Source organism: Enterococcus ureasiticus, assembly GCF_001730285.1.
In the GTDB taxonomy this organism is placed as follows: Bacteria; Bacillota; Bacilli; order Lactobacillales; family Enterococcaceae; genus Enterococcus_L; species Enterococcus_L ureasiticus.
This window is the reverse complement of record NZ_MIJZ01000001.1, coordinates 571,038-590,182: the sequence shown is the minus strand read 5'-3', so window position 1 is coordinate 590,182 and position 19,145 is coordinate 571,038. Positions and strand designations below refer to the sequence as shown.

Annotated in this window: 19 protein-coding genes, 1 other RNA gene, 2 pseudogenes, 1 riboswitch and 1 other annotated feature; of the genes and pseudogenes, 16 read left to right on the top strand and 6 right to left on the bottom strand. The window is 36.3% G+C overall.

What is annotated here, in order from left to right; genetic code table 11:
* Positions 1 to 32 precede the first annotated feature (32 nt).
* Positions 33 to 368, top strand: a complete 336-nt coding sequence (locus tag BCR21_RS02795) for a hypothetical protein (RefSeq protein ID WP_010761101.1) — start codon at positions 33 to 35, stop codon at positions 366 to 368.
* Positions 369 to 420: 52 nt separating this feature from the next.
* Here the strand turns inward: BCR21_RS02795 and BCR21_RS02790 are convergent, their stop codons facing one another.
* Positions 421 to 1,275, bottom strand: a complete 855-nt coding sequence (locus BCR21_RS02790; protein WP_069644989.1) for a helix-turn-helix domain-containing protein — start codon at positions 1,273 to 1,275, stop codon at positions 421 to 423.
* 69 nt (positions 1,276 to 1,344) lie between these two features.
* Here BCR21_RS02790 and tadA point away from each other — a divergent pair, with 69 nt between their 5' ends.
* Complete coding sequence (gene tadA, locus BCR21_RS02785) at positions 1,345 to 1,857, top strand: tRNA adenosine(34) deaminase TadA (protein WP_084013201.1); 513 nt, start codon at positions 1,345 to 1,347, stop codon at positions 1,855 to 1,857.
* Between the two features lie 34 nt (positions 1,858 to 1,891).
* Positions 1,892 to 1,992: signal recognition particle sRNA small type (gene ffs, locus BCR21_RS02780), an RNA gene on the top strand.
* A 206-nt stretch (positions 1,993 to 2,198) separates the two neighbouring features.
* Here ffs and BCR21_RS02775 read toward each other — a convergent pair.
* Positions 2,199 to 2,744: a DUF5067 domain-containing protein gene (locus BCR21_RS02775; RefSeq protein ID WP_069644988.1), complete on the bottom strand. Its 546-nt coding sequence runs from the start codon at positions 2,742 to 2,744 to the stop codon at positions 2,199 to 2,201.
* Between the two features lie 498 nt (positions 2,745 to 3,242).
* On the opposite strand from BCR21_RS02775, the pseudogene BCR21_RS17325 reads away from it, so the two are divergent.
* Positions 3,243 to 3,287, top strand: a pseudogene (locus tag BCR21_RS17325) (hypothetical protein); the annotation flags it as partial.
* Between the two features lie 176 nt (positions 3,288 to 3,463).
* Here BCR21_RS17325 and BCR21_RS02770 read toward each other — a convergent pair.
* The 3 genes from BCR21_RS02770 to BCR21_RS02760 form a co-directional block, all read right to left on the bottom strand.
* Positions 3,464 to 4,270 carry a TPM domain-containing protein gene (locus tag BCR21_RS02770; RefSeq protein ID WP_069644987.1) on the bottom strand — a complete coding sequence of 269 codons (807 nt, stop codon included), beginning with the start codon at positions 4,268 to 4,270 and terminating at the stop codon, positions 3,464 to 3,466.
* On the bottom strand, positions 4,267 to 5,439 hold the full coding sequence (locus BCR21_RS02765; protein ID WP_069644986.1) for a TFIIB-type zinc ribbon-containing protein: 1,173 nt from the start codon (positions 5,437 to 5,439) through the stop codon (positions 4,267 to 4,269). Before BCR21_RS02765 ends, BCR21_RS02770 begins: the two co-directional genes overlap by 4 nt.
* A 115-nt stretch (positions 5,440 to 5,554) precedes the next feature.
* On the bottom strand, positions 5,555 to 6,787 hold the full coding sequence (locus BCR21_RS02760) for an SPFH domain-containing protein (protein WP_069644985.1): 1,233 nt from the start codon (positions 6,785 to 6,787) through the stop codon (positions 5,555 to 5,557).
* 269 nt (positions 6,788 to 7,056) lie between these two features.
* Between BCR21_RS02760 and pbp4 the strand changes: the two genes are divergently transcribed.
* The 6 genes from pbp4 (at position 7,057) to argS (ending at position 14,232) form a co-directional block, all read left to right on the top strand.
* A complete protein-coding gene (pbp4, locus tag BCR21_RS02755; RefSeq protein WP_069644984.1) occupies positions 7,057 to 9,093 on the top strand; it encodes a penicillin-binding protein PBP4(5) in 2,037 nt (678 codons plus the stop codon).
* Between the two features lie 127 nt (positions 9,094 to 9,220).
* On the top strand, positions 9,221 to 9,940 hold the full coding sequence (tsaB, locus tag BCR21_RS02750) for a tRNA (adenosine(37)-N6)-threonylcarbamoyltransferase complex dimerization subunit type 1 TsaB (protein ID WP_069645546.1): 720 nt from the start codon (positions 9,221 to 9,223) through the stop codon (positions 9,938 to 9,940).
* The gene (gene rimI, locus BCR21_RS02745; RefSeq protein ID WP_069644983.1) at positions 9,924 to 10,472 is read left to right on the top strand and encodes a ribosomal protein S18-alanine N-acetyltransferase; all 549 of its coding nucleotides are present in this window, start codon (positions 9,924 to 9,926) and stop codon (positions 10,470 to 10,472) included. The genes tsaB and rimI (BCR21_RS02745) overlap by 17 nt, the downstream gene beginning before the upstream one ends.
* A gap of 4 nt (positions 10,473 to 10,476) precedes the next feature.
* Positions 10,477 to 10,941, top strand: coding sequence for a ribosomal protein S18-alanine N-acetyltransferase (rimI, locus tag BCR21_RS02740; RefSeq protein WP_069644982.1), 465 nt, complete (start codon positions 10,477 to 10,479; stop codon positions 10,939 to 10,941).
* The gene (gene tsaD, locus BCR21_RS02735) at positions 10,938 to 11,972 is read left to right on the top strand and encodes a tRNA (adenosine(37)-N6)-threonylcarbamoyltransferase complex transferase subunit TsaD (RefSeq protein ID WP_069644981.1); all 1,035 of its coding nucleotides are present in this window, start codon (positions 10,938 to 10,940) and stop codon (positions 11,970 to 11,972) included. Before rimI (BCR21_RS02740) ends, tsaD begins: the two co-directional genes overlap by 4 nt.
* A 66-nt stretch (positions 11,973 to 12,038) precedes the next feature.
* Positions 12,039 to 12,245: a binding site (T-box leader), on the top strand.
* Positions 12,246 to 12,540: 295 nt separating this feature from the next.
* Positions 12,541 to 14,232: an arginine--tRNA ligase gene (gene argS / locus BCR21_RS02725; protein WP_069644979.1), complete on the top strand. Its 1,692-nt coding sequence runs from the start codon at positions 12,541 to 12,543 to the stop codon at positions 14,230 to 14,232.
* Between the two features lie 73 nt (positions 14,233 to 14,305).
* Here argS and BCR21_RS02720 read toward each other — a convergent pair whose 3' ends face one another.
* On the bottom strand, positions 14,306 to 15,271 hold the full coding sequence (locus tag BCR21_RS02720) for a Gfo/Idh/MocA family protein (protein WP_069644978.1): 966 nt from the start codon (positions 15,269 to 15,271) through the stop codon (positions 14,306 to 14,308).
* Between the two features lie 200 nt (positions 15,272 to 15,471).
* Here BCR21_RS02720 and BCR21_RS02715 point away from each other — a divergent pair, with 200 nt between their 5' ends.
* The 6 genes and pseudogenes from BCR21_RS02715 to BCR21_RS17155 all read left to right on the top strand — a co-directional run bounded on the left by BCR21_RS02715 (position 15,472) and on the right by BCR21_RS17155 (position 18,921).
* On the top strand, positions 15,472 to 15,993 hold the full coding sequence (locus BCR21_RS02715) for a hypothetical protein (RefSeq protein ID WP_069644977.1): 522 nt from the start codon (positions 15,472 to 15,474) through the stop codon (positions 15,991 to 15,993).
* Between the two features lie 19 nt (positions 15,994 to 16,012).
* On the top strand, positions 16,013 to 16,216 hold the full coding sequence (locus BCR21_RS02710) for a hypothetical protein (protein ID WP_069644976.1): 204 nt from the start codon (positions 16,013 to 16,015) through the stop codon (positions 16,214 to 16,216).
* A 91-nt stretch (positions 16,217 to 16,307) separates the two neighbouring features.
* A complete protein-coding gene (locus BCR21_RS02705; RefSeq protein WP_069644975.1) occupies positions 16,308 to 16,931 on the top strand; it encodes a glycoside hydrolase family 73 protein in 624 nt (207 codons plus the stop codon).
* A 27-nt stretch (positions 16,932 to 16,958) separates the two neighbouring features.
* Complete coding sequence (locus tag BCR21_RS02700; RefSeq protein ID WP_069644974.1) at positions 16,959 to 17,642, top strand: beta/alpha barrel domain-containing protein; 684 nt, start codon at positions 16,959 to 16,961, stop codon at positions 17,640 to 17,642.
* A gap of 463 nt (positions 17,643 to 18,105) precedes the next feature.
* A pseudogene (locus BCR21_RS17160) lies at positions 18,106 to 18,441 on the top strand (C40 family peptidase); the annotation flags it as partial.
* Positions 18,442 to 18,921 (top strand): hypothetical protein, encoded by a 480-nt coding sequence (locus BCR21_RS17155; protein WP_276204487.1) that lies wholly within the window; start codon positions 18,442 to 18,444, stop codon positions 18,919 to 18,921. It begins immediately after the preceding pseudogene.
* Positions 18,922 to 19,022: 101 nt separating this feature from the next.
* Positions 19,023 to 19,120: riboswitch (purine riboswitch) on the top strand.
* Positions 19,121 to 19,145: the final 25 nt, after the last annotated feature.

The following is a 19,145-nucleotide window of genomic DNA, read 5'->3' as shown; positions in this document are numbered from 1 at the left end:
TAAGATTAGATAGTAAGAAGGAGCTGAAAAGAATGAAAACATCAACAAAAATTAGTATTGGTTTAAGTATTGCTGCAGTTGCAGGTGTATCAGTAGCGGTGATTGCGTCTGAGAAAATCGTTAAGAAAGTTTACCACGTATCAAATCGTTTTAAAGCGAAAAAATTCGTGAACGATAAATTTGGCGGCAATGAAAAATTGCTAGGAATTGTAGATGATTTATCTGATGATGAGCTTGATTCTATGATGAACGTTTTAGGCAAAGTCAAAGATGGCAGAAAAAAAATCTCTTCTTACGGAGAATCTTTAAAAGACAATACTGAAAACTTGAAAGATCGTTTAGTCAGTTTTGTTGAAGAAATGATGTAAATTAGATTTTAGAGGATGATCAAGACTTTTTTAGTCTTAGATCATCCTCTTTTTATTTTGTAATCAACAAATAACAAAATACAAGATCATCCATCTTCTTCAAAGACAGACCAGTTTGCTCATAGAATTTTTCTAAACGATAATGAAGAGTATTACGATGCATATACAAATCCTTCGCAGCCGAACTAATATTTCCTTGATTACGCCAAAGGGCAAGGATGATCTGCTGGATTTCACTTGTCAAAACCAATTGTTCGGCAAATGTCTGAACGATCTTGCTTTGATTCATTGCCTCTTTAGTAAAATAATGTAAAACTACATCTGGTAAAGAGAAGGTTGATTTCCCACGGAGATTTTCTGCCTCTGTTTTAAAAATCTGTTGCTCTTCTTTAAATAATGCGGGTAAATGTTCATTTGCTGGAAAATAATTACCAACAAAAACAGTTGTAGAAGAATCAAAATCAGCGTCTAGAGTTAAAAATATACTTTGTAATTCTTCTAGGTTATAGTGATTTTTTTCATATTTTTCAATTAAAGCGCCATCATTTTCACGGATAAAAAAGAAATCATCAAGATTTGGAAAGATTTCTATAATGCTATTTTCCCATTCAGCTTGTAAAAAGGCTTTCGGCTTTTTGAGTTGAAATTGTATAATACGAAAAGTTCCTTCAACATCAAGTGTTGTTTGATTAAATAGATAGCCAAACCAAGGATGGTTTTTTTTGTCAACAAAATATTCTTTTGCAGGAAACAATGTTTCTAGTAATCGAATTTCTGTTTCCCGTAACGTTTCTTTAGCCAGAACAAAATAGTTCCCATCAATCGGTAATGATAGAGCTTCACTTGGTGCTTTTGTTTGCTGGATCTTACCAGCAGGATATAATTCAATTAATTCTTCAATAGTCATAGACACACCTCACAGATTTATTGTACCATGAATAAGATAAAAGTATAAAGAACGAGAGGAGGAAATCGCTTGAATGAAAAGAGAAGCTGTCTAACAATAGAAGAAAAAGAAGGATTTATGTTAGAAGCTATTAAAGAAGCTAAAAAAGCAGAAGCTGTCAAAGAAGTACCGATTGGCGCAATTATTGTTTTAGATGGAGTAATCATAGGTCGCGGACATAATCTTAGAGAAGAAAGTCAAGATGCTACAGCTCATGCAGAAATGTATGCGATCAAACAAGCTTGTGCAGCAATCGAAAATTGGCGTTTAGAACGTGCGCAATTATTTGTCACGTTAGAGCCGTGCCCGATGTGTAGTGGCGCAATGCTCCTTTCTAGAGTCAACGAAGTATATTATGGCGCAAAGGACCCAAAAGGCGGAACTGCTGGGACCTTGATGAACTTATTGGAAGATGAACGATTTAACCATGTAGCATATGTTGAAGCCGGGATTTTGGAGCAAGAATGCGGTGATTTACTCTCAAATTTCTTTCGAAAACTAAGGGAAGAAAAGAAACTTTTAAAAAATCAACAGAAAGACTAGCCAAGCATCAAAAAATGCGGTATACTAAATCTTGCCGAAAGGCTAGGACAATGGTGGGCTTACGAAGCGTGTCAGATCCGGAAGGAAGCAGCACTAAGTAGGTGCCGCCATGTGTCTGATTAAATGTTTGATTTACCAAGGCTGATAGGCCTTTTTTATTTTGTAAAAAAGTTAAAAAGGGCAGAAAAGAGAATAGATTAAAAATGAACAAATTTCAAAAATTGTCCAACTATTGAAACTTTTTTTGGTTGATAAGGAATCATCAACGTTTTAAAATATAAAAAATCGGATCAGCAAAGACTGCTGATCCGATTTTAAGTTAGTACGCCAAAATAAAATTTTTATTTTAAGTTGATCGTTTTTTCTCCAAGTTCTTTCCCTGCCATCCCTTGATTAGCTTTTAAAACAACTGGTGTCTCTGTGTCCTCTAAATCATAAGAGATGATCGCTTTGGCTGTGCCGCCAGGTTTTATATCATCAAGTTGATGTTCTGTGTATTCCGCAAATTTTTCATCTTGTGGCGTCATACCAACGGTTAACTTATTGATCGTATCTTTGCCTTCTTGAGTTAGTCCCATACAAGCAATCCAAACCGTAGAAGCTGAAATTGGTTCTTTACTGTCATTCGTTACTTCATAAGTAATCGCTAATTGTGGTTTTTCTCTAAGTAGATTTTCGTCGGCCGGTAAAACTTCAGTTGATAAGAGCTTAAGGGTAGCCATATCGATTTTTAATGTATCGTCTTTAAAGTAGACCCCGTCTGATTTTTTTTGAGAAGTCGAGTTCGTTTCAGCTTTTTTTTCATCGGTAGATTTATTGTTGCTTCCGCAAGCAACCAACGTTACGCTACACAATGTTAGTACTCCTAAACTTAGTAATTTTTTCATTCATATATCCTCGCTTTATAAAATAATGGTTACAGAAATCCCTAGTAAGATAAAAGTAAAATTAATTTATTTATAGGGTTATTTGATTCTATACTACCTTGTATTTCTCCAAATAACAAGAAGGCTTTTGCTAGGAATGCGATTAATTTAAAAAATGGGCAATATTAGCGTAATATATGATTTTTATTTATAATTTTTTTCATTTTGATAGAGGGAAAATCTTTTTTTGTACAGAAATGTTAAGTTCGTTGTATGCTCAGTATGTTTAAGACAGCTAGCTCTTCGGAAAAAATAGAGCCTGTTCAGATTTTAAATTGGGAAGAATAGCAAAATAAAAAATTTAAACACAGGAGCATTTTTTTACTTTTAGCCAGACTTTTCACCAGAACAAAATACTGTTATTAATAGAAATGAGTTAGGAATGTGTACATTTATTATTGTTGGGTTTGATTCTAAGGCGAAAGAAGAGTTGAAGTTGCGAAACAATTAAAAGAAGGTGGCGTTCAAATGATTGAGTTATGCGGCGGCTTTGGACCAACCTAGGTGACAAAAATTTGTGAAGCTCTGAGTTATGAAATTCCAGTAGGAAGCGTAACTTATGGACCAGAATTTCGTCAGCAGTTAGTAGATATTATGAGTTGACGTAAAAAAATCCTCGTTCGAAAAGAGAAGTATTACTACTCTTTCAAATGAGGATTTTTTTGAAACATATTTTAGTTCTAAAAACTACGCCCGCCACCGCCAAATGTTCCGCCGCCTGTCGAATGGGTGCTACTTCCGCCACCGCCAGAACCGCCGCCATTGGAATTATTTTTAGGGATGCGTCGAGTCGTGACGAATGAATTGATTAAAACATCGTTTCGCCGAGTTAAATTCAGGGTTGATTTTTCTCTAAATGGGTATTTATAGGTACCAAATTTTAGTTGGTATTTTGAAATACTAATGACAAAGAAAATACCGCTCAAAACAACTGAAGCGACCAAGGCAATGATGATTTCTGTGGTAGTCAAGGATTTATAGCGAGTGACTTTCCCAGTTGCAGTATCGACACGATAATGACCTCCTGGGACTCCTTGATCAAAGTAGTAACTGGTATTTTTTAGAAAGCTTTGCGCTGCTTGAAAGTAATTGCCGTTTTTCATACTGGGTTCAATATCGTCCAAAGTTTGATCAATTCGTTTATCTGTCATGTAATCAATCATATTTCCAGAAGTAGAAATAATAAACTTTCCTTGATTCATATCAATATAAAAAGTGATGCCATTCTGGTTTTTTCCAATCCGGTCGAGCATATAATAATCTGCAAATCGAGTAGAATCCATATCATTATCGCTATTGGTCACAATAAAAACTCGTGCCTTAGCTTTAGCTTCGATGGGGGTGATTGCTTCATTCAATTGAGTGATCTCCTCAGAGGTAAAAAGGGAAGCTTGGTCATTGATTGAATCATCCGCCGCTTGGGCGCTCACAGAAAAGCCAAATAGTAGAAACATAACAGTGAATAGAGTAATACTGATCTTTCTCATATAAACCAGCCTCCAATCAGGAAAATCGTTAAAAGTGTAGCAAAAACACCAAATGTAAACAATCCTAATCGTTTATAGCTGACAGGTAAAATGCCGCTGACTTTTCCCGTTTGTCCATTCATAGCGTAGTAATAAACTTTTTTTGACTGCTCATTACTTCGATACGTCACAACCCAAATCGGTAGCAGCATATAATGGTTCTCTTCACTGTCTAATGAAATATCTGTTCGCAATTTTGTCAAAGTGGTATAGCCAGAAGCCGTATCTCTTAGTAAAGATTCGGAGTAGTCTTTTAACTCACTTTGGATAGATTTTTGGATTGCTTCATATTCAATATCTCGCTTTTCCGCCTGAAATCCCGCCAAATATTGACTTTTAAAAGAAACGGCTTTGTCTAATAAAAAAGGTTGGACTGCTTCAACCATCTTTTGCTGTACATTTTTAGAAAGAGCATTTTTAATCAATTCTTTAAATGATATTGTTCCTTTTCGCTCCACATCGAATTGCTTTGTTTCTGTATACTCAATATCACCGATACGCCAAATACGGATCGTTGTGCCCATACCGTTCATCTGACCGTTGATTTCAGCATCTACTACCCAGTAGGGAAAATAGACACCTGTCATTTTATCGATTTGTTCTTTATTGAAAAAGTCTTTGGGAATAAACCATTTTTTCTTTGTCCAAGCTAAAAACTTTTCAACAGCTTCTTCTTTCTCAATAGCAAAAGGTAAGACTTTTTCAGGAAGAAAAGTACCGCTCAATCGTCCAGATAAAACAACTGGGTTGTGACAATAATAACAATAAGTAGCAGCAGTTGTTGCTTCAGTGACGATCTGTGCACCGCAACTTTGACAATTAAATAATTCCATTGCACCTTCTAATGTGTCTTCCTTCATATTGTCAGTACCAGTTGCTTCTTTAAAGGCAGTTTTTTCTTTGGTGGTCATGTCATCGACCTGTGATTCAGCTGTAAAAGTTAGTTCTGGTTCAGTGGCTTGAGACAGGTCATCTTCTAAATGTGCTGCTCGTTGTGAGGTTTCATAATCCGTGACTTCAGCTTCTGTGTTGACACTTAGACAGTACTCACAATGGAACTTTTGATCTTTAGGATCAAATAATAAAGGGCCGCCGCAGTTTGGGCATTTGTGTGTAAATGTATCCGTCATAATTATTCCTTTCTTTGAGTAACGAATTAAAATGAGTGATTCTTTTGTTATTTCAGTGTTTTAAATTTAGAGAGAAAAAGGGCAGGACACGGTTGCCCAGCCCAATCTCTTTGGCTTATAAAGGAATTCCTTGAAACGGTTTGCCGCAATGTGGACAGAATTTTGGAATACCATTCGATAGATCAACGATCTCACTACACTCGCTGCATTTCATTTCTAATTTTGGTTTTTTATTTGTTGGTTTGGGTGTCCCGCAATTAGAACAGAATTTGCCGTTATTTTCAGTCCCACATTGTGGGCAAGTCCAAGTATCCTCGGAACCTTGTGCATTTTGTTGATTTTGTTTTTCCTGCATTTGTTGTTGATTGGTTTGAGAAGCTTGAGCAAAATAATTTCCACTTGTATTCATGCCCATGCCAACGCCCATAAAACCGTTCATTGCACCGCCTTCATTATTTCCAGCAGCTTCCATCCCACGAGCCATAGCACCTTGTACATAGCCTTCACGCACACCGGCATCACTAAGCATAGCACCTTGATTTCGCATGTTGATCAATTTAGTAGAATCATCTGTATAAGAAATACTTGCAACTGCAACAGAAACAATTTCAATCCCGCGAAGTTCACGCCATTGATCATCGAGTGCTTGTCCCATATATTTACTTAATTCTAAACTTTTAGATGGGACATAAGAAATTCGTTCACCGTCTGCAGACATTTTGTTGATGGCAGATTGCAGTGCCGTTAAAAATTCAGCTAAATATTGTTCGTTGATATCATTGATATCAACTTGAGATTTATTTCTAGGAATGGCATTTGAAAAGAATAACAAAGGATCAGTAATTTTGATTGAGTAGTTCCCATGTGCTCGCAAAAATAATTCAGCATTATAAAAATTGTCAAAATAATTAATCGGTGATGATGTCCCAAATTTGATACCTTTGATTTCTTGCAAGTTGATATAAAAAACTTGTTGTTTTTGCGGTGTGACACCACCAAATTTAAAACGATCGAACGTTTCAGAAATCGCATCTTTCAAGGATCCATTAAATGCAGAAGGAGCCGAATCATTTTTAACGGTGTAGTACCCTTCTTCAGCAGTATAATCAATTATTTTTCCACCATCGACTAAAATCATCATCATATTCGGGTAAACATGAATAACAGAGCCATCTGTCAAAACATCTTCAGTTCCTTTACGATTTGAGCCACGTTTATCATTTTTACGAACAAAAACACCTTTTGTCATAACGGTTGTGTCGCTCATATTATCAGGTTCAATAACTTCGATCCACTGATCAGCTAGACCTCCGCCGATAGTACTTGTTGCTGCTTTAATAATTCCCATCTGGAATCCCTCCTAAAATTGAAAACTTAGTGGAGTTGTCTCCACTTAGCTAAATAAAAAAGTAGTATGTAAAAATAGTATACCACAGGTAAGTACCAGATAAATACCGCTGGAGACTGATTGTAAAATCAAATTGAAGAACAAAAACGGAAGAGTTTAATCGATAATTTAATATTTTCAATTAAACTCTTCATTTTTCTATCGTAGACTTTGATTGATAGGGTATAATAAATAAAAAAGATTGAATTAAAGACTTGGGGGATGGGAAATTGGAAAAAAGAAGCAAAAAAAAATCAAATAAAACAGTGATATTAGCAGTTAGCGGTGTGGTTATAGTTGCAGCTGTAGTTGGGGGCTATTTCGCTTATAGTACATGGCAAAAAACGCAAGAATTAAACCAAGCAGAAAAATCTGCTAAAACTTTTTTAAGCCACCTATCAAAACAAGAGTTTGAACAATTTCCTGAACTATTAAATGAAATATCGGTAAAAGATAGTGGCTATGACAGCAAGAAAGTCGTAGAAAAATATCAAACAATTTTTTCCGGTATTCAAGCTGAAGGGATTAAAAGTAATGATGTTAAGGTGGAACAAGAAAAAGAGGGGCAATATACATTTACCTACAAATTGGAAATGACGACACCCTTAGGTAATTTAAAAGATTTATCTTATAAAACAACGATTAAAAAAGTAGGAGAAAACTACAAGATCAACTGGGCTCCTAATCTGATTTTCCCACAAATGTCAGGTCAAGATAAAATCTCAATTGGTATCGATGCAGCGAACAGAGGTGAAATCGTCGATCGTAAAGGGGAAGGTTTAGCTGTTAATCAAGCCTTTGATCAGGTTGGAATCGTACCAGGAAAACTTGGTGAAGGTCAAGCAAAAACGGATAATATCAAAGCATTCAGTGATCAATTCAAAGTTTCAGTTGAAGAAATCGAGCAAAAGCTAAAACAAGATTGGGTCAAACCAGATGCGTTTGTTCCTATAACGATCTCTTTTGATCCAGTAACAACTTTACCAACAGGAGCTGCTTCTCAAGATACGACTGTTCGTTATTATCCTTTAAAAGAATCAGCCGCTCAATTAGTCGGATATGTCGGTACGATCACAGCAGAAGATATCGAAAAAGATCCAACGCTAAGCAGTACTGGTGTAATCGGAAAAGTTGGATTAGAACAAGCTTACGATAAACAATTACGCGGACAAGACGGTGGGAATATCACAATTACCGACGAAAATGGTAATGTTAGAAGCGTCTTGCAAAAAGTAGATAAAAAAGATGGCGAAAAAATTCAACTGACGATTGATAAGAATGTTCAATCACAAGCCTATGATATTTTTAATAATCGACCAGGTAGTTCAGTTGTCATGGATCCCCAACATGGCGATTTATTAGCTGCTGCAAGTTCTCCTTCATTTGATCCAAATAAGATGGCAAATGGGATTTCACAAGCAGACTATGATGGCTATGCGAACAATGAGAATCTACCATTTACAGCGAGATTTGCGACAGGCTACGCGCCAGGTTCGACCTTTAAAACGATTACTGGTGGAATTGGTTTAGATGCTGGCACCCTGAAACCTGATGAAGAAATTACGATCAATGGTTTAAAATGGCAAAAAGATGCTTCATGGGGCGATTATTTTGTCACTCGTGTGAAAGAAGCAAGTCCTGTAAACTTAAGAACAGCATTAGTTAATTCTGACAATATTTATTTTGCGCAACAAACTTTGCGCATGGGAGAAGATACCTTTAGGAAAGGATTAGACAAATTTATTTTTGGTGAAAAATTAGATTTATCGATCCCGATGAACCCAGCGCAAATTTCCAATGAAGATAAATTCAACTCAGAAATTTTATTAGCGGATACAGGTTATGGACAAGGGCAACTTTTAGTGACACCAATTCAGCAAGCAGCCATGTATACGGTCTTCCAAAATGAAGGCAAACTCGTTTATCCTAAAATCGAATTGAACAAAGAAACAAAAACAAAAGAAAATGTTATCAGCTCAAATGCAGCAAATACAATTGTGACTGATTTGCTTGGTAGCGTGGAAGATGAAACAGGTTATGTCCACAATATGTACAATCCAGATTTCTCGTTAGCAGCAAAAACAGGAACTGCTGAAATCAAGGAAAAACAAGACACACTTGGAAAAGAAAATAGTTTCCTTTTAGCAATGGATCGAAGTAATAATAAATTTTCCGCCATGATCATGGTGGAAGATTCCAGAAAAAATGATACAGCAACAAATATCAGCAAATCATTGATCGATTATCTAGAAGCGAATATCAAGTAATAATCAAAACTGGGGCAAAGCGCAAGAAGCGTTTTTGTCCCTCTTTGTTTTTATGACTCGTTTTTTTACGAACGAAGAAAAATATGCTACAATTAACCAACTACATAATGAAAGAAAGGGATTTTTTGTGCGGATTTTAGCGATTGATACTTCAAATCAAACATTGACAGTTGCTGTTTGTGAAGAGAAGAAGATAATAGGACAATATACAATCACTGTAAAAAGAAACCATAGCCTAACCTTGATGCCGGCAATCACACAACTCGTGAAAGATGTTGGATTGACACCCAATGGTTTTGATCGCATTGTCGTGGCGCAAGGACCAGGTTCATATACAGGCTTAAGAATAGGTGTAACAACGGCAAAAACACTTGCTTATACATTAAAAAAAGAATTAGTAGGTATTTCAAGTTTAAAAGCCTTAGCCGCAAATTGTGTTATGGTAAAAGGAGCAATCATTCCAGTTTTTGATGCGAGAAGAAATAATGTCTATACTGGAGCTTATGAATATGTTGATGGCGTTTTAACCACTGTTATAGCTGATCGACATATTGCAATGGAAGAGTGGCTGGAGCATTTAAAGGAATTTGATTCTCTTTATTTTGTTGGAGAAGATGTTGAAAAATTCCGCACGCAAATCAAAGCAGTTTTACCTAATGCTGAAATTTGTGACATATCCGAATGGCAAATTCCAAACGGAACAGCCCTAGCAGAACTCGGCAGATTAGCCGAGCCTGAAGTGGATATCCATCACTTTTTACCTAACTATTTAAAACGAGTAGAAGCAGAAGAGAATTGGTTAAAAGATCATACATCTGAGGTAGAAAATTATGTTGAAAAAATTTAATCTTTTTCACAGTATTTTGGGAATCTTTTTTAAGAATCGTCCCTATGATGAGAAGACAGTAGAAATTTCAAATCAAGAGTATTCCGTTCGTGGAATCACACTCGATGATATCAAAGATTTACTTTCAATCGAAAGAGAAGTGTACGCTGGAGAATTACCTTGGACGAAAACAGCTTTTTTGGTTGAGCTTCAATCAGCAGAGCCACATTTGTACTTACTCATTCAAAAAGAAGGAAAAACAATTGGTTTTATAGGTTGCCGTATTTTTGGTAAAGATGCTCACATTACAAATGTAGCTGTTTCAACACAAAATCAAGGAAATGGAATTGGTAGTTTCTTGATCAGAGAAATTCAACAGTTTGCAAAGAGCAACGATTGTGAGACGATTTCTTTAGAAGTTCGGATGAGCAATAAAAATGCCCAACGTGTTTATCGCCAACTTGGATTCGTATCAAATACGATCAAGCCTGATTATTATACGGAAAATAAAGAAGATGCACTAGAAATGATTTTATATTTAAAAGAAGAGTGAAGCGATGTATTATTCAAAAGAAAATTTACCAACCGAACAGCCTGCTGGAAAACTTTGGTTGGTCAGTGAACATTCCTACAACCATGGATCACCTTGGTCAGAGAAACAATTTAGCGTTGATTTAATGCTCAAAACAAGTGACTATCTTGTTTTGATTCAAGAAAATCACTGGATCGGTTTTGTTAGCTATCATTTAATTTTAGATGAAGCTGAAATTACCCATGTTGTGATTCATAAAGAATTTCAACAAAAAGGATATGGTAGTCAGTTGATCGATCACTTGGTCCAGCGATTAGTCGAGCAAGGGGTTTGTCAGGTCTTTTTAGAAGTTCGTGAATCTAATTTAAATGCACAAAAATTATACGAAAAAAAAGGATTTAAAACAATCAATCGTCGAAAAAATTATTACAGCCATCCTAAAGAAGACGGGATCGTTATGTGTTTAAAAGTTAAGGAAGTGAATCAATGACTTTTTTTAATAAGGAAAGAAAATTAATACTAGCTATTGAAAGCAGTTGTGACGAAACAAGCGTTGCGGTTATTGAAGATGGTGCTAAAATTATATCTAATATCGTGGCTTCCCAAGTGAAGAGTCATCAACGTTTTGGAGGTGTTGTACCAGAAGTTGCTAGTCGTCACCATGTGGAAGAAATTACGTTATGTATTGACGATGCTTTAGTTGAAGCTGGTGTAGAACCAAGTGATTTGAGTGGCGTTGGAGTTACATATGGTCCTGGTTTAGTAGGTGCTTTGTTGATCGGTATCTCTGCTGCTAAAGCATTTGCGTGGGCGCACGATTTGCCATTGATCCCAGTCAATCATATGGCTGGACATATTTATGCTGCTCACTTTGTGGAACCCCTGCAGTTTCCTTTGATGGCCTTATTAGTTAGTGGTGGACATACGGAATTAGTTTATATGAAAGAAACAGGTTCATTTGAAATCATCGGTGAAACGAGAGATGACGCAGCTGGCGAAGCATATGATAAAGTTGGCAGAGTTTTAGGCTTAACGTATCCAAGTGGTAAAGAAATCGACGAATTAGCTCATCTTGGTCAAGATACGTATCATTTTCCTCGGGCAATGATCAAAGAGGATAATTATGATTTCAGTTTTAGTGGGTTGAAAAGTTCGTTTATCAATACCGTTCACAATGCTGAACAGCGTGCTGAAGAGTTGATAGTGAATGATTTAGCTGCAAGTTTTCAAGCCAGTGTCATTGAAGTATTAGTCGATAAAACGATTCGTGCTTGTAAAGAATATCCAGTCAAACAATTAGTGATGGCAGGTGGTGTTGCAGCTAATAAAGGCTTACGTGATCGCTTAGGCAGTGAAGTATCCAAAAAACTTCCAGGTGTCACGTTTATTGTTCCACCGCTTAGATTATGCGGAGATAATGCTGCAATGGTCGGGGCTGCGGCATTCGTTGAAGCTGAAAAAGGTCATTTTGCAGATTATCACTTAAATGCGGATCCTAGCTTGTCTTTTATGACGATTTAAAAATAAGAATCAACGGATAAGACTAGGCATAGAGAAAAATATTTGCTATAATAAACCCAGTTTAATACTGATTCATCGATAAAGAGAGTACTTCATTACCTATTATCCAAGCGATTTCGGGAGGGTGCAAGCCGAAAATAATCAAATGAAGGAAGTGCACTTTAGAGAATCTGCATAGGCAGACGGCTATCTACCGTTAATAGATTAAGTGGGTTCGTCTTTATAAAAGTACGAACAATTAGAGTGGTACCGCGGGAAAATCTCGTCTCTGGTGTTTTTTAACATTAGGGACTTTTTGCTGTGAATCACTACACTTTGTTTCGATCTCATCAATTTCTAAGAGCTGAAGCTCTAAGAATTGAAGGACTGCGACTGACTTTGTCAGAGCAGATGATAAACAGTACAAGGCGTGCAAAGGGAGAGAAGTAACCATACTAGGAATCACCAAGCGCTTATGATCTAGAAAAACATTAGTAGCAGTTCCTCAAAACAAAGAATATCTGAACTAAAAATCATCAACGAGTAAGTTCCTATTAATCAATAAAACCCAATCATTAGGAGGATATCTATGAACAACAAAGAAATCGTAGCAAAAGCTATTTACGAAGTGGTAAAAGATGACTTAACTTTAGAAACAGTTACACAATTATTGGAAAATCCTAAATCTGTCGATCACGGAGACGTAGCCTTTCCAGCTTTTTCATTAGCTAAAGTCTACCGCAAAGCCCCGCAGCAAATCGCTGCTGATTTAGCAGAAAAAATCGCTGGAACAGACTTTGAAAAAATCGAAGTAGTTGGACCTTACTTAAACTTTTTTATGAATAAAAAAATGGTCAGCCAAGCAGTGATTGGCCAAATTGCTAAAGAAAAAGGACACTATGGAGATAGTTCAATAGGGGGTAAAGGTAATGTGCCAATTGATATGTCTTCGCCAAATATCGCGAAACCAATTTCAATGGGACATCTACGCTCAACGGTAATTGGGAATTCTATTGCATTTATCCTTGAAAAAATTGGGTACACACCAATTCGCATCAACCATTTAGGCGATTGGGGCACACAGTTTGGTAAATTGATCGTGGCTTACAAAAAATGGGGTTCAGAAGAATCAGTCAGAACTGCACCAATCACTGAACTATTGCGTTTGTATGTACAGTTTCATGAAGAGGCTGAAACTCAACCTGAATTAGAGGAAGAAGCTCGTGCTTGGTTTAAAAAACTAGAAGAGGGCGATACAGAAGCAACAGAACTATGGCAATGGTTCCGTACAGAATCATTAAAAGAATTCGATAAAATTTATTCTATGCTGGAAGTTTCGTTTGATTCATACAATGGAGAAGCTTTCTACAACGATAAAATGAACGAAATCGTAACAATGCTGGAAGAAAAACATCTACTGCAAGAAAATCAAGGTGCTGAAATCGTTGATTTAACTGCGTATGACCTAAATCCAGCGTTGATCAAAAAATCAGATGGCGCAACGCTTTATATCACACGTGATTTAGCTGCTGCCGTTTATCGCAAACGTAACTATGATTTTGCGAAATCACTTTATGTTGTTGGAAATGAACAAAGTAACCACTTTAAACAATTAAAAGCAGTTTTAAATGAACTTGGATTTGATTGGTCTAAAGATATGCACCACGTACCGTTTGGTTTGATCACACAAGGTGGTAAAAAACTATCAACGCGTAAAGGGAAGATCGTTTTACTTGAAGAAGTGTTGAATGAAGCGGTTGAGTTAGCAAATAAACAAATTATGGAGAAAAATCCTGATTTACCAGAGCGCGAAGAAGTTGCTCGACAAGTTGGGATAGGCTCTGTTATTTTCCATGATTTAAAAAATGATCGGTTGAATAACTTTGACTTTGTTTTAGAAGAAGTTGTGCGTTTTGAAGGTGAAACAGGTCCTTATGTGCAATATACACATGCACGTGCTATGAGTATTTTAAGAAAGGCTGACTTCACTATCGATGAGACGAAAGAGTATGCATTGGATGACAAAGAGAGCTGGGAAGTTATTAAGTTATTGCAAAAATTCCCAGAAGTAGTGATGCAAGCAGCGGATAAATATGAACCTTCAGTCATTGCAAAACATGCGATTCAAGTAGCTCAAGCGTTCAATAAATACTATGCTCATGTCAAAATTTTGGCTGAAGATGAGCAAAAAGAATCACGTTTAGCATTAGTCTATGCGATGGCAACGATCATTAAAGAAGATCTACGTTTGCTTGGTCTACATGCACCAAATGAAATGTAATAAGTAAATTAACTGAGACGAAAGGGCGCTAGTTCATTTTCGTCTCAGTTTTTTATATTAAAAAAACCCGCTTTCACGGGTAGTTTTTTTTAGTCCAATTTTGTTGCATTTGATCTAGAAGATCGATAACATCTTTTGTTAAAAACAGCGAACGATTCGTTTTTTCTCCTTCGATCATTTTAACCATATTGGTGATTTCATAGTTCAATGCTTGGTGACTGTCACCAGAAACAATCGTTTCTACGGTGCCATCATTAAAGAAAACTTTTGCTTCATCTGCTCTTGGATACTCGTTGATTACAATATAAGCATCTTCAAAAGCGACGATTCCTTTTTTTGGCATTTTTGCTTGAAAACTTAATGAAACTGTTGCCATTTCTTGAGCGTCATTTTGTAGAATAGTTGCTGATTGTTCATCTACACCAGTCGAGAACGGCTGCATGATAGATGCAACGACTTTAGGTTGGGAGGTGAAGAACCATCGTGCGAAAGACACTGCATAAGTCCCAATATCCAAAAGAGCACCACCGGCTAAGTCAGGATTGAAGAATCGGTTTGTTGGATCAGGTTCCTTATAACTACCAAAAGGCGCTTGAATCATTTTCAATTTTCCAAAGCGTTTAGAATCGATCTGACTTCGCAGCTCTTGATATAAAGGCATATTGAAAATAGTCATTGCTTCAGCTAATACCAAGCCTTTTTCTTGTGCTAACTTCATTGCTTCGGCTAATTCATCACTATTCATCGTAATCGCTTTTTCACAAAGAACATGTTTGCCTGCTCCTAAAGCTTTTAAAATATGTTCGATGTGTTGGCGGTTAGGAACAGCAATATAGACAATGTCGATCGTTTGATCGGTCAACATCTCTTCGAATGAACCGTATGCCTTTGGAATATCATGTTCGTTAGCAAATGCTTCAGCTTTACTCAACGTTCTAGATGCAACGGCTGCGATTCGGCTATTTTCTTGTCGAAAGCTTTCAGCGAAACTAGTTGCAATTTCTCCAAGGCCAATGATGCCCCAATTGTAATTTTTCATGAATGATCCCCCTAATTTACTTTATACAGTTCTATTATACATGAGAAGTTTAAAATGGTGGATTATTTTGGACAGAAGCTCAGAAGTGTCCTATTATTATGGGAACAAGCTGAATATTTCTTAAAAATACAGAAATAAGTGATTTAAAGTGATGCATTTTTTTGATATTTTCAGTAAAATAGGAAAAGGAGGCGAGAGTCATGCACCAAATGTATATAGATATTCTTATCGACGCAATTATAGAACAGTTTGAAACTGAAGAGCACTTTTATACAGACTATCTCCAAACCACAAAAGAAAATTGGGATAATTGGAAAAAAGGTAGAATCAATTTAACGAGTGAAGAAATGCAAAAAGTAAAAAACTTGTTTTCCGATTATGAATGGATGCTGACGCAAAAAATATTACGTCAAACGATTCTATTTCCTGAGAAAAGAAATATTGCTGTTTCAGAATACAAGCGTTTAAAAACATTGATAGCTAAAAAATGGCTGCAGTCAGGGGCCGGAATTGCTGAACTGATAACGTCAAAAGCGAATCGCGAAGAAAAAGAACAAGCTTTTATTGATTTAAAAGTAACGGTTTCTTATGGCGAGTGGGGCTTTGATGATATTGTCACATTTCGATTACCTGCTACATTACAAGGACAATTAGAAGGATCAAAAGTAGAATTACTTGATTGGGTAAATGAAAATTTGATGGGTACTTACGTTGGTGAATAAGTAAGTAGGGAGTTTTTTTGTGAAACAAATTTTAGGAATTTTATCCGTTATCATAGTGTTAGGTGCTGTAATTTTCGTCTTTTTTGGCCATGCAACACCAAAAGAAAAAAATGAACCGAGCAGTGAAGAGACGAAAACAACAAGCACAATTGTTCCATCATCAACCACATCTGAAATACAAACGAAAACATCGACAACTACGACTACAACAGCTGTTGATTGATTGTCTGGGGAAAAACTGATATAATCAGTCAGCCATTGTCCTAAACTAAAAAATTAGTACAGGAACGAATACAAAACAAAGTAGGGAATGTATGAATAGTCCAAGATATAGGAAGAAAAAAATGAGAAAAACGAACTTACCGATGCTTTTTGCAGGGTTGCTGATTGTTGGTGTGGCGTTTATTTTTTCAATCAATGTATTGTCAGACGGTTCTAAAACAGAAGAAGCTTCTACTCAACAAAAAGAACAAGTATCAAAAGAACAGTTTATTGACAGAATCAGTCCTCATGCTAAAGAGTTACAAGCATCTTATGGGGTTTTGCCTAGTATTATTATCGGTCAGGCGATTTTAGAATCAAATTGGGGACAAAGTACTCTTGCATCCAAGTATAATAATTTATTTGGGATCAAAGCTTACGGAGATCAAAAAAAGGTCAACCTTGAGACTCGTGAATACATCAATGAAGAGTGGATCGTTATTCAAGGAGATTTCAGAGTGTATAATACGTGGGAAGAATCGATGGATGACCACACACGTTTATTTGTTAACGGTGTAACATGGAATCCGCGCCTGTATGAACATGTTCTTCTAGCGAAAAATTATAAACAAGCCGCACGTGCTTTACAAGATGCTGGCTATGCAACTGATCCAACTTATGCAGATAAGGTGATCCATGTGATTGAGAGCTATGATCTTAATAAATATGACCATTAATTAATGGAGTAAAAAGGAGTAGATTGAATGAGTGAAAAGTGGGTACCGGAAATTGTAACACCCTTAAAACAGGATATTGTTCAAGTGCCAAAAGTGATTGCACAAGCGAGCGGAATACGAATTTTTGGGAAAAAAATAAAATCAATTATTTTTACGACGGACATAGCAATTATTAGAAATACAGATGCAAATGCAGTGATTGCTGTCTACCCTTTTACACCTCATCCAGCAATTACTAAAAGTATTATAGAAGCAGCAGACATTCCTGTCTTTTCAGGAGTTGGTGGTGGTTTGACTCAAGGGCAACGCTCGGCTTACATGAGCTTATTTGCAGAAGCACAAGGCTCTATTGGTGTGGTGTTAAATGGTCCAACTCCAGTTGAAACGGTTGAAATGGTTTGTGAAGTTGTTGACATTCCAGTAGTTAGTACTGTAACGTCTATTCACACACCCATTGATGAAAAGATAGAGGCAGGTGTGACGATGATCAACATCAGTGCCGGTAAAGATACAGCTAAGACGGTGAAGTTTTTCAGAGATAAATACCCTGAATTACCGATTATTGCAACTGGTGGTCCAACGGATGAATCAATCACCGAAACGATTGAAGCTGGAGCGAATGCAATTACATATACACCGCCAAGCAATGGTGAACTTTTTAGCCAAAAAATGAATAAATATAGAAATATAGAAAAAGAGAATGACAATTAAAGACTATAAATCAAATTTTTATTGTAAGTAAGGATAATCAATGGCATGCTTTAGTGTATCTAGCTGTTGATTATCTTTTTTAGTCTATAGATTCTGTTAGGTTTTTTAAAAAAAATTATATTACAAAATGATCATAAATAGAATAAACTTGTTTTACTAAGATAAAATTAATTTATTTTATGTTATGATTAGGGAAAATGAGTTGGGAGTTGGGAAAATTATGAAGAGCTATTGTTATGTGGTTGGTGCGGCTATGGTTCTTTTTGCGGCTGGCGGGTCGGCTAGTTCTATTGAAGCGACCGGAATTTTAAGTGAAGAAAGCTATCAAGCAGCAGTTGAATCGGGTTTTACAGCTGAACAAATTCAGCAAATTCAAGAAATGCCTGATTTTTCTTTAGAAAATATCCAAGAAGAACCAGCAGCTAGAAGTGCAGTTCCGTTTTCGACTTCTCAAAAAAATCAAGTCGTTGCTGAAGCTAAAAGACATTTAGGCAAACCTTACGCGTGGGGTGGAAAAGGACCTAATGTATTTGATTGCTCAGGATTGACACGCTATGTATTTTTACAAGTAACTGGAAAAAATATTGGGGATTACACTGTGCCGCAAGAAAAAGCTGGCGAACAAATCAGTGTTGATCAAGCTGAACCTGGGGATCTGTATTTTTGGGGCACTAAAGGAAATACATATCATGTAGCAGTTGCTATTGGTAACGGACAATATATCCACGCACCAAATGAAAATGAAGTGGTAAAAGTCAATTCAATAACTTACTTTAAACCAAGTTTTGCGGTAAAAGTAATTAAAAATAATAATGATAATAATTCAAAACTAGTAAGCTATAGAACTCATCTCCAAGATTTTGGTTGGGGAAGTTATTTACAATCAGGTCAAACAAGCGGATCAATTGGCAAGGCAAAACGTTTGGAAGGAATCCAAATCAAACTAGATCCTTCAATTAGTGGAAGTATTCAATATAAGACCCATATCCAAAGTATTGGTTGGCAAGTATGGAAATCAAATAATGAGTTAAGTGGAACAACAGGTCAAGCTAAAAGATTAGAAGGAATCCAAATTAAATTAAGTGGTGAAGCAGCAACTAAATATGATGTACAATACCGCGTTCACTCTCAAAGCTATGGATGGCAAGCATGGACTAAAAACGGTCAATCTGCTGGAACACAAGGGTTAGCTAAACGTTTAGAAGCCATTGAAATAAAATTAGTGCCTAAAAACACAGCTTTACCAGCTGGTGGAAAACCTGCATTTATCAAAAAATAGACAAACTATAATAGAAAATATATAGAATCAATAAGTGACTCTGTAAAATTTCAATGAAAAAATAATTTTTTTCATTGAAATTTTCAGAGTTTTGTACTATTGTATACTAATAACAAGAAGCTTATATATGATCATAATAAGGATGATCGTCTCTACCCAACACCGTAAATGTTGGTCTATAAGTGAAAAAGAGTCTCAGACCCTTTTTTGCTTACGCAGAAAAG

Coding starts and splice junctions, on each gene's coding strand:
- tsaD (WP_069644981.1), top strand. CDS start 10,938: ATGACTTTTTTTAATAAGGAAAGAAAATTAATACTAGCTATTGAAAGC.
- BCR21_RS02765 (WP_069644986.1), bottom strand. CDS start 5,439: ATGACGGATACATTTACACACAAATGCCCAAACTGCGGCGGCCCTTTA.
- BCR21_RS02760 (WP_069644985.1), bottom strand. CDS start 6,787: ATGGGAATTATTAAAGCAGCAACAAGTACTATCGGCGGAGGTCTAGCT.
- BCR21_RS02705 (WP_069644975.1), top strand. CDS start 16,308: ATGAATAGTCCAAGATATAGGAAGAAAAAAATGAGAAAAACGAACTTA.
- rimI (WP_069644982.1), top strand. CDS start 10,477: ATGTATTATTCAAAAGAAAATTTACCAACCGAACAGCCTGCTGGAAAA.
- BCR21_RS02775 (WP_069644988.1), bottom strand. CDS start 2,744: ATGAAAAAATTACTAAGTTTAGGAGTACTAACATTGTGTAGCGTAACG.
- BCR21_RS02795 (WP_010761101.1), top strand. CDS start 33: ATGAAAACATCAACAAAAATTAGTATTGGTTTAAGTATTGCTGCAGTT.
- rimI (WP_069644983.1), top strand. CDS start 9,924: ATGTTGAAAAAATTTAATCTTTTTCACAGTATTTTGGGAATCTTTTTT.
- BCR21_RS02790 (WP_069644989.1), bottom strand. CDS start 1,275: ATGACTATTGAAGAATTAATTGAATTATATCCTGCTGGTAAGATCCAG.
- BCR21_RS02700 (WP_069644974.1), top strand. CDS start 16,959: ATGAGTGAAAAGTGGGTACCGGAAATTGTAACACCCTTAAAACAGGAT.
- BCR21_RS02715 (WP_069644977.1), top strand. CDS start 15,472: ATGCACCAAATGTATATAGATATTCTTATCGACGCAATTATAGAACAG.
- BCR21_RS02770 (WP_069644987.1), bottom strand. CDS start 4,270: ATGAGAAAGATCAGTATTACTCTATTCACTGTTATGTTTCTACTATTT.
- BCR21_RS02720 (WP_069644978.1), bottom strand. CDS start 15,271: ATGAAAAATTACAATTGGGGCATCATTGGCCTTGGAGAAATTGCAACT.
- argS (WP_069644979.1), top strand. CDS start 12,541: ATGAACAACAAAGAAATCGTAGCAAAAGCTATTTACGAAGTGGTAAAA.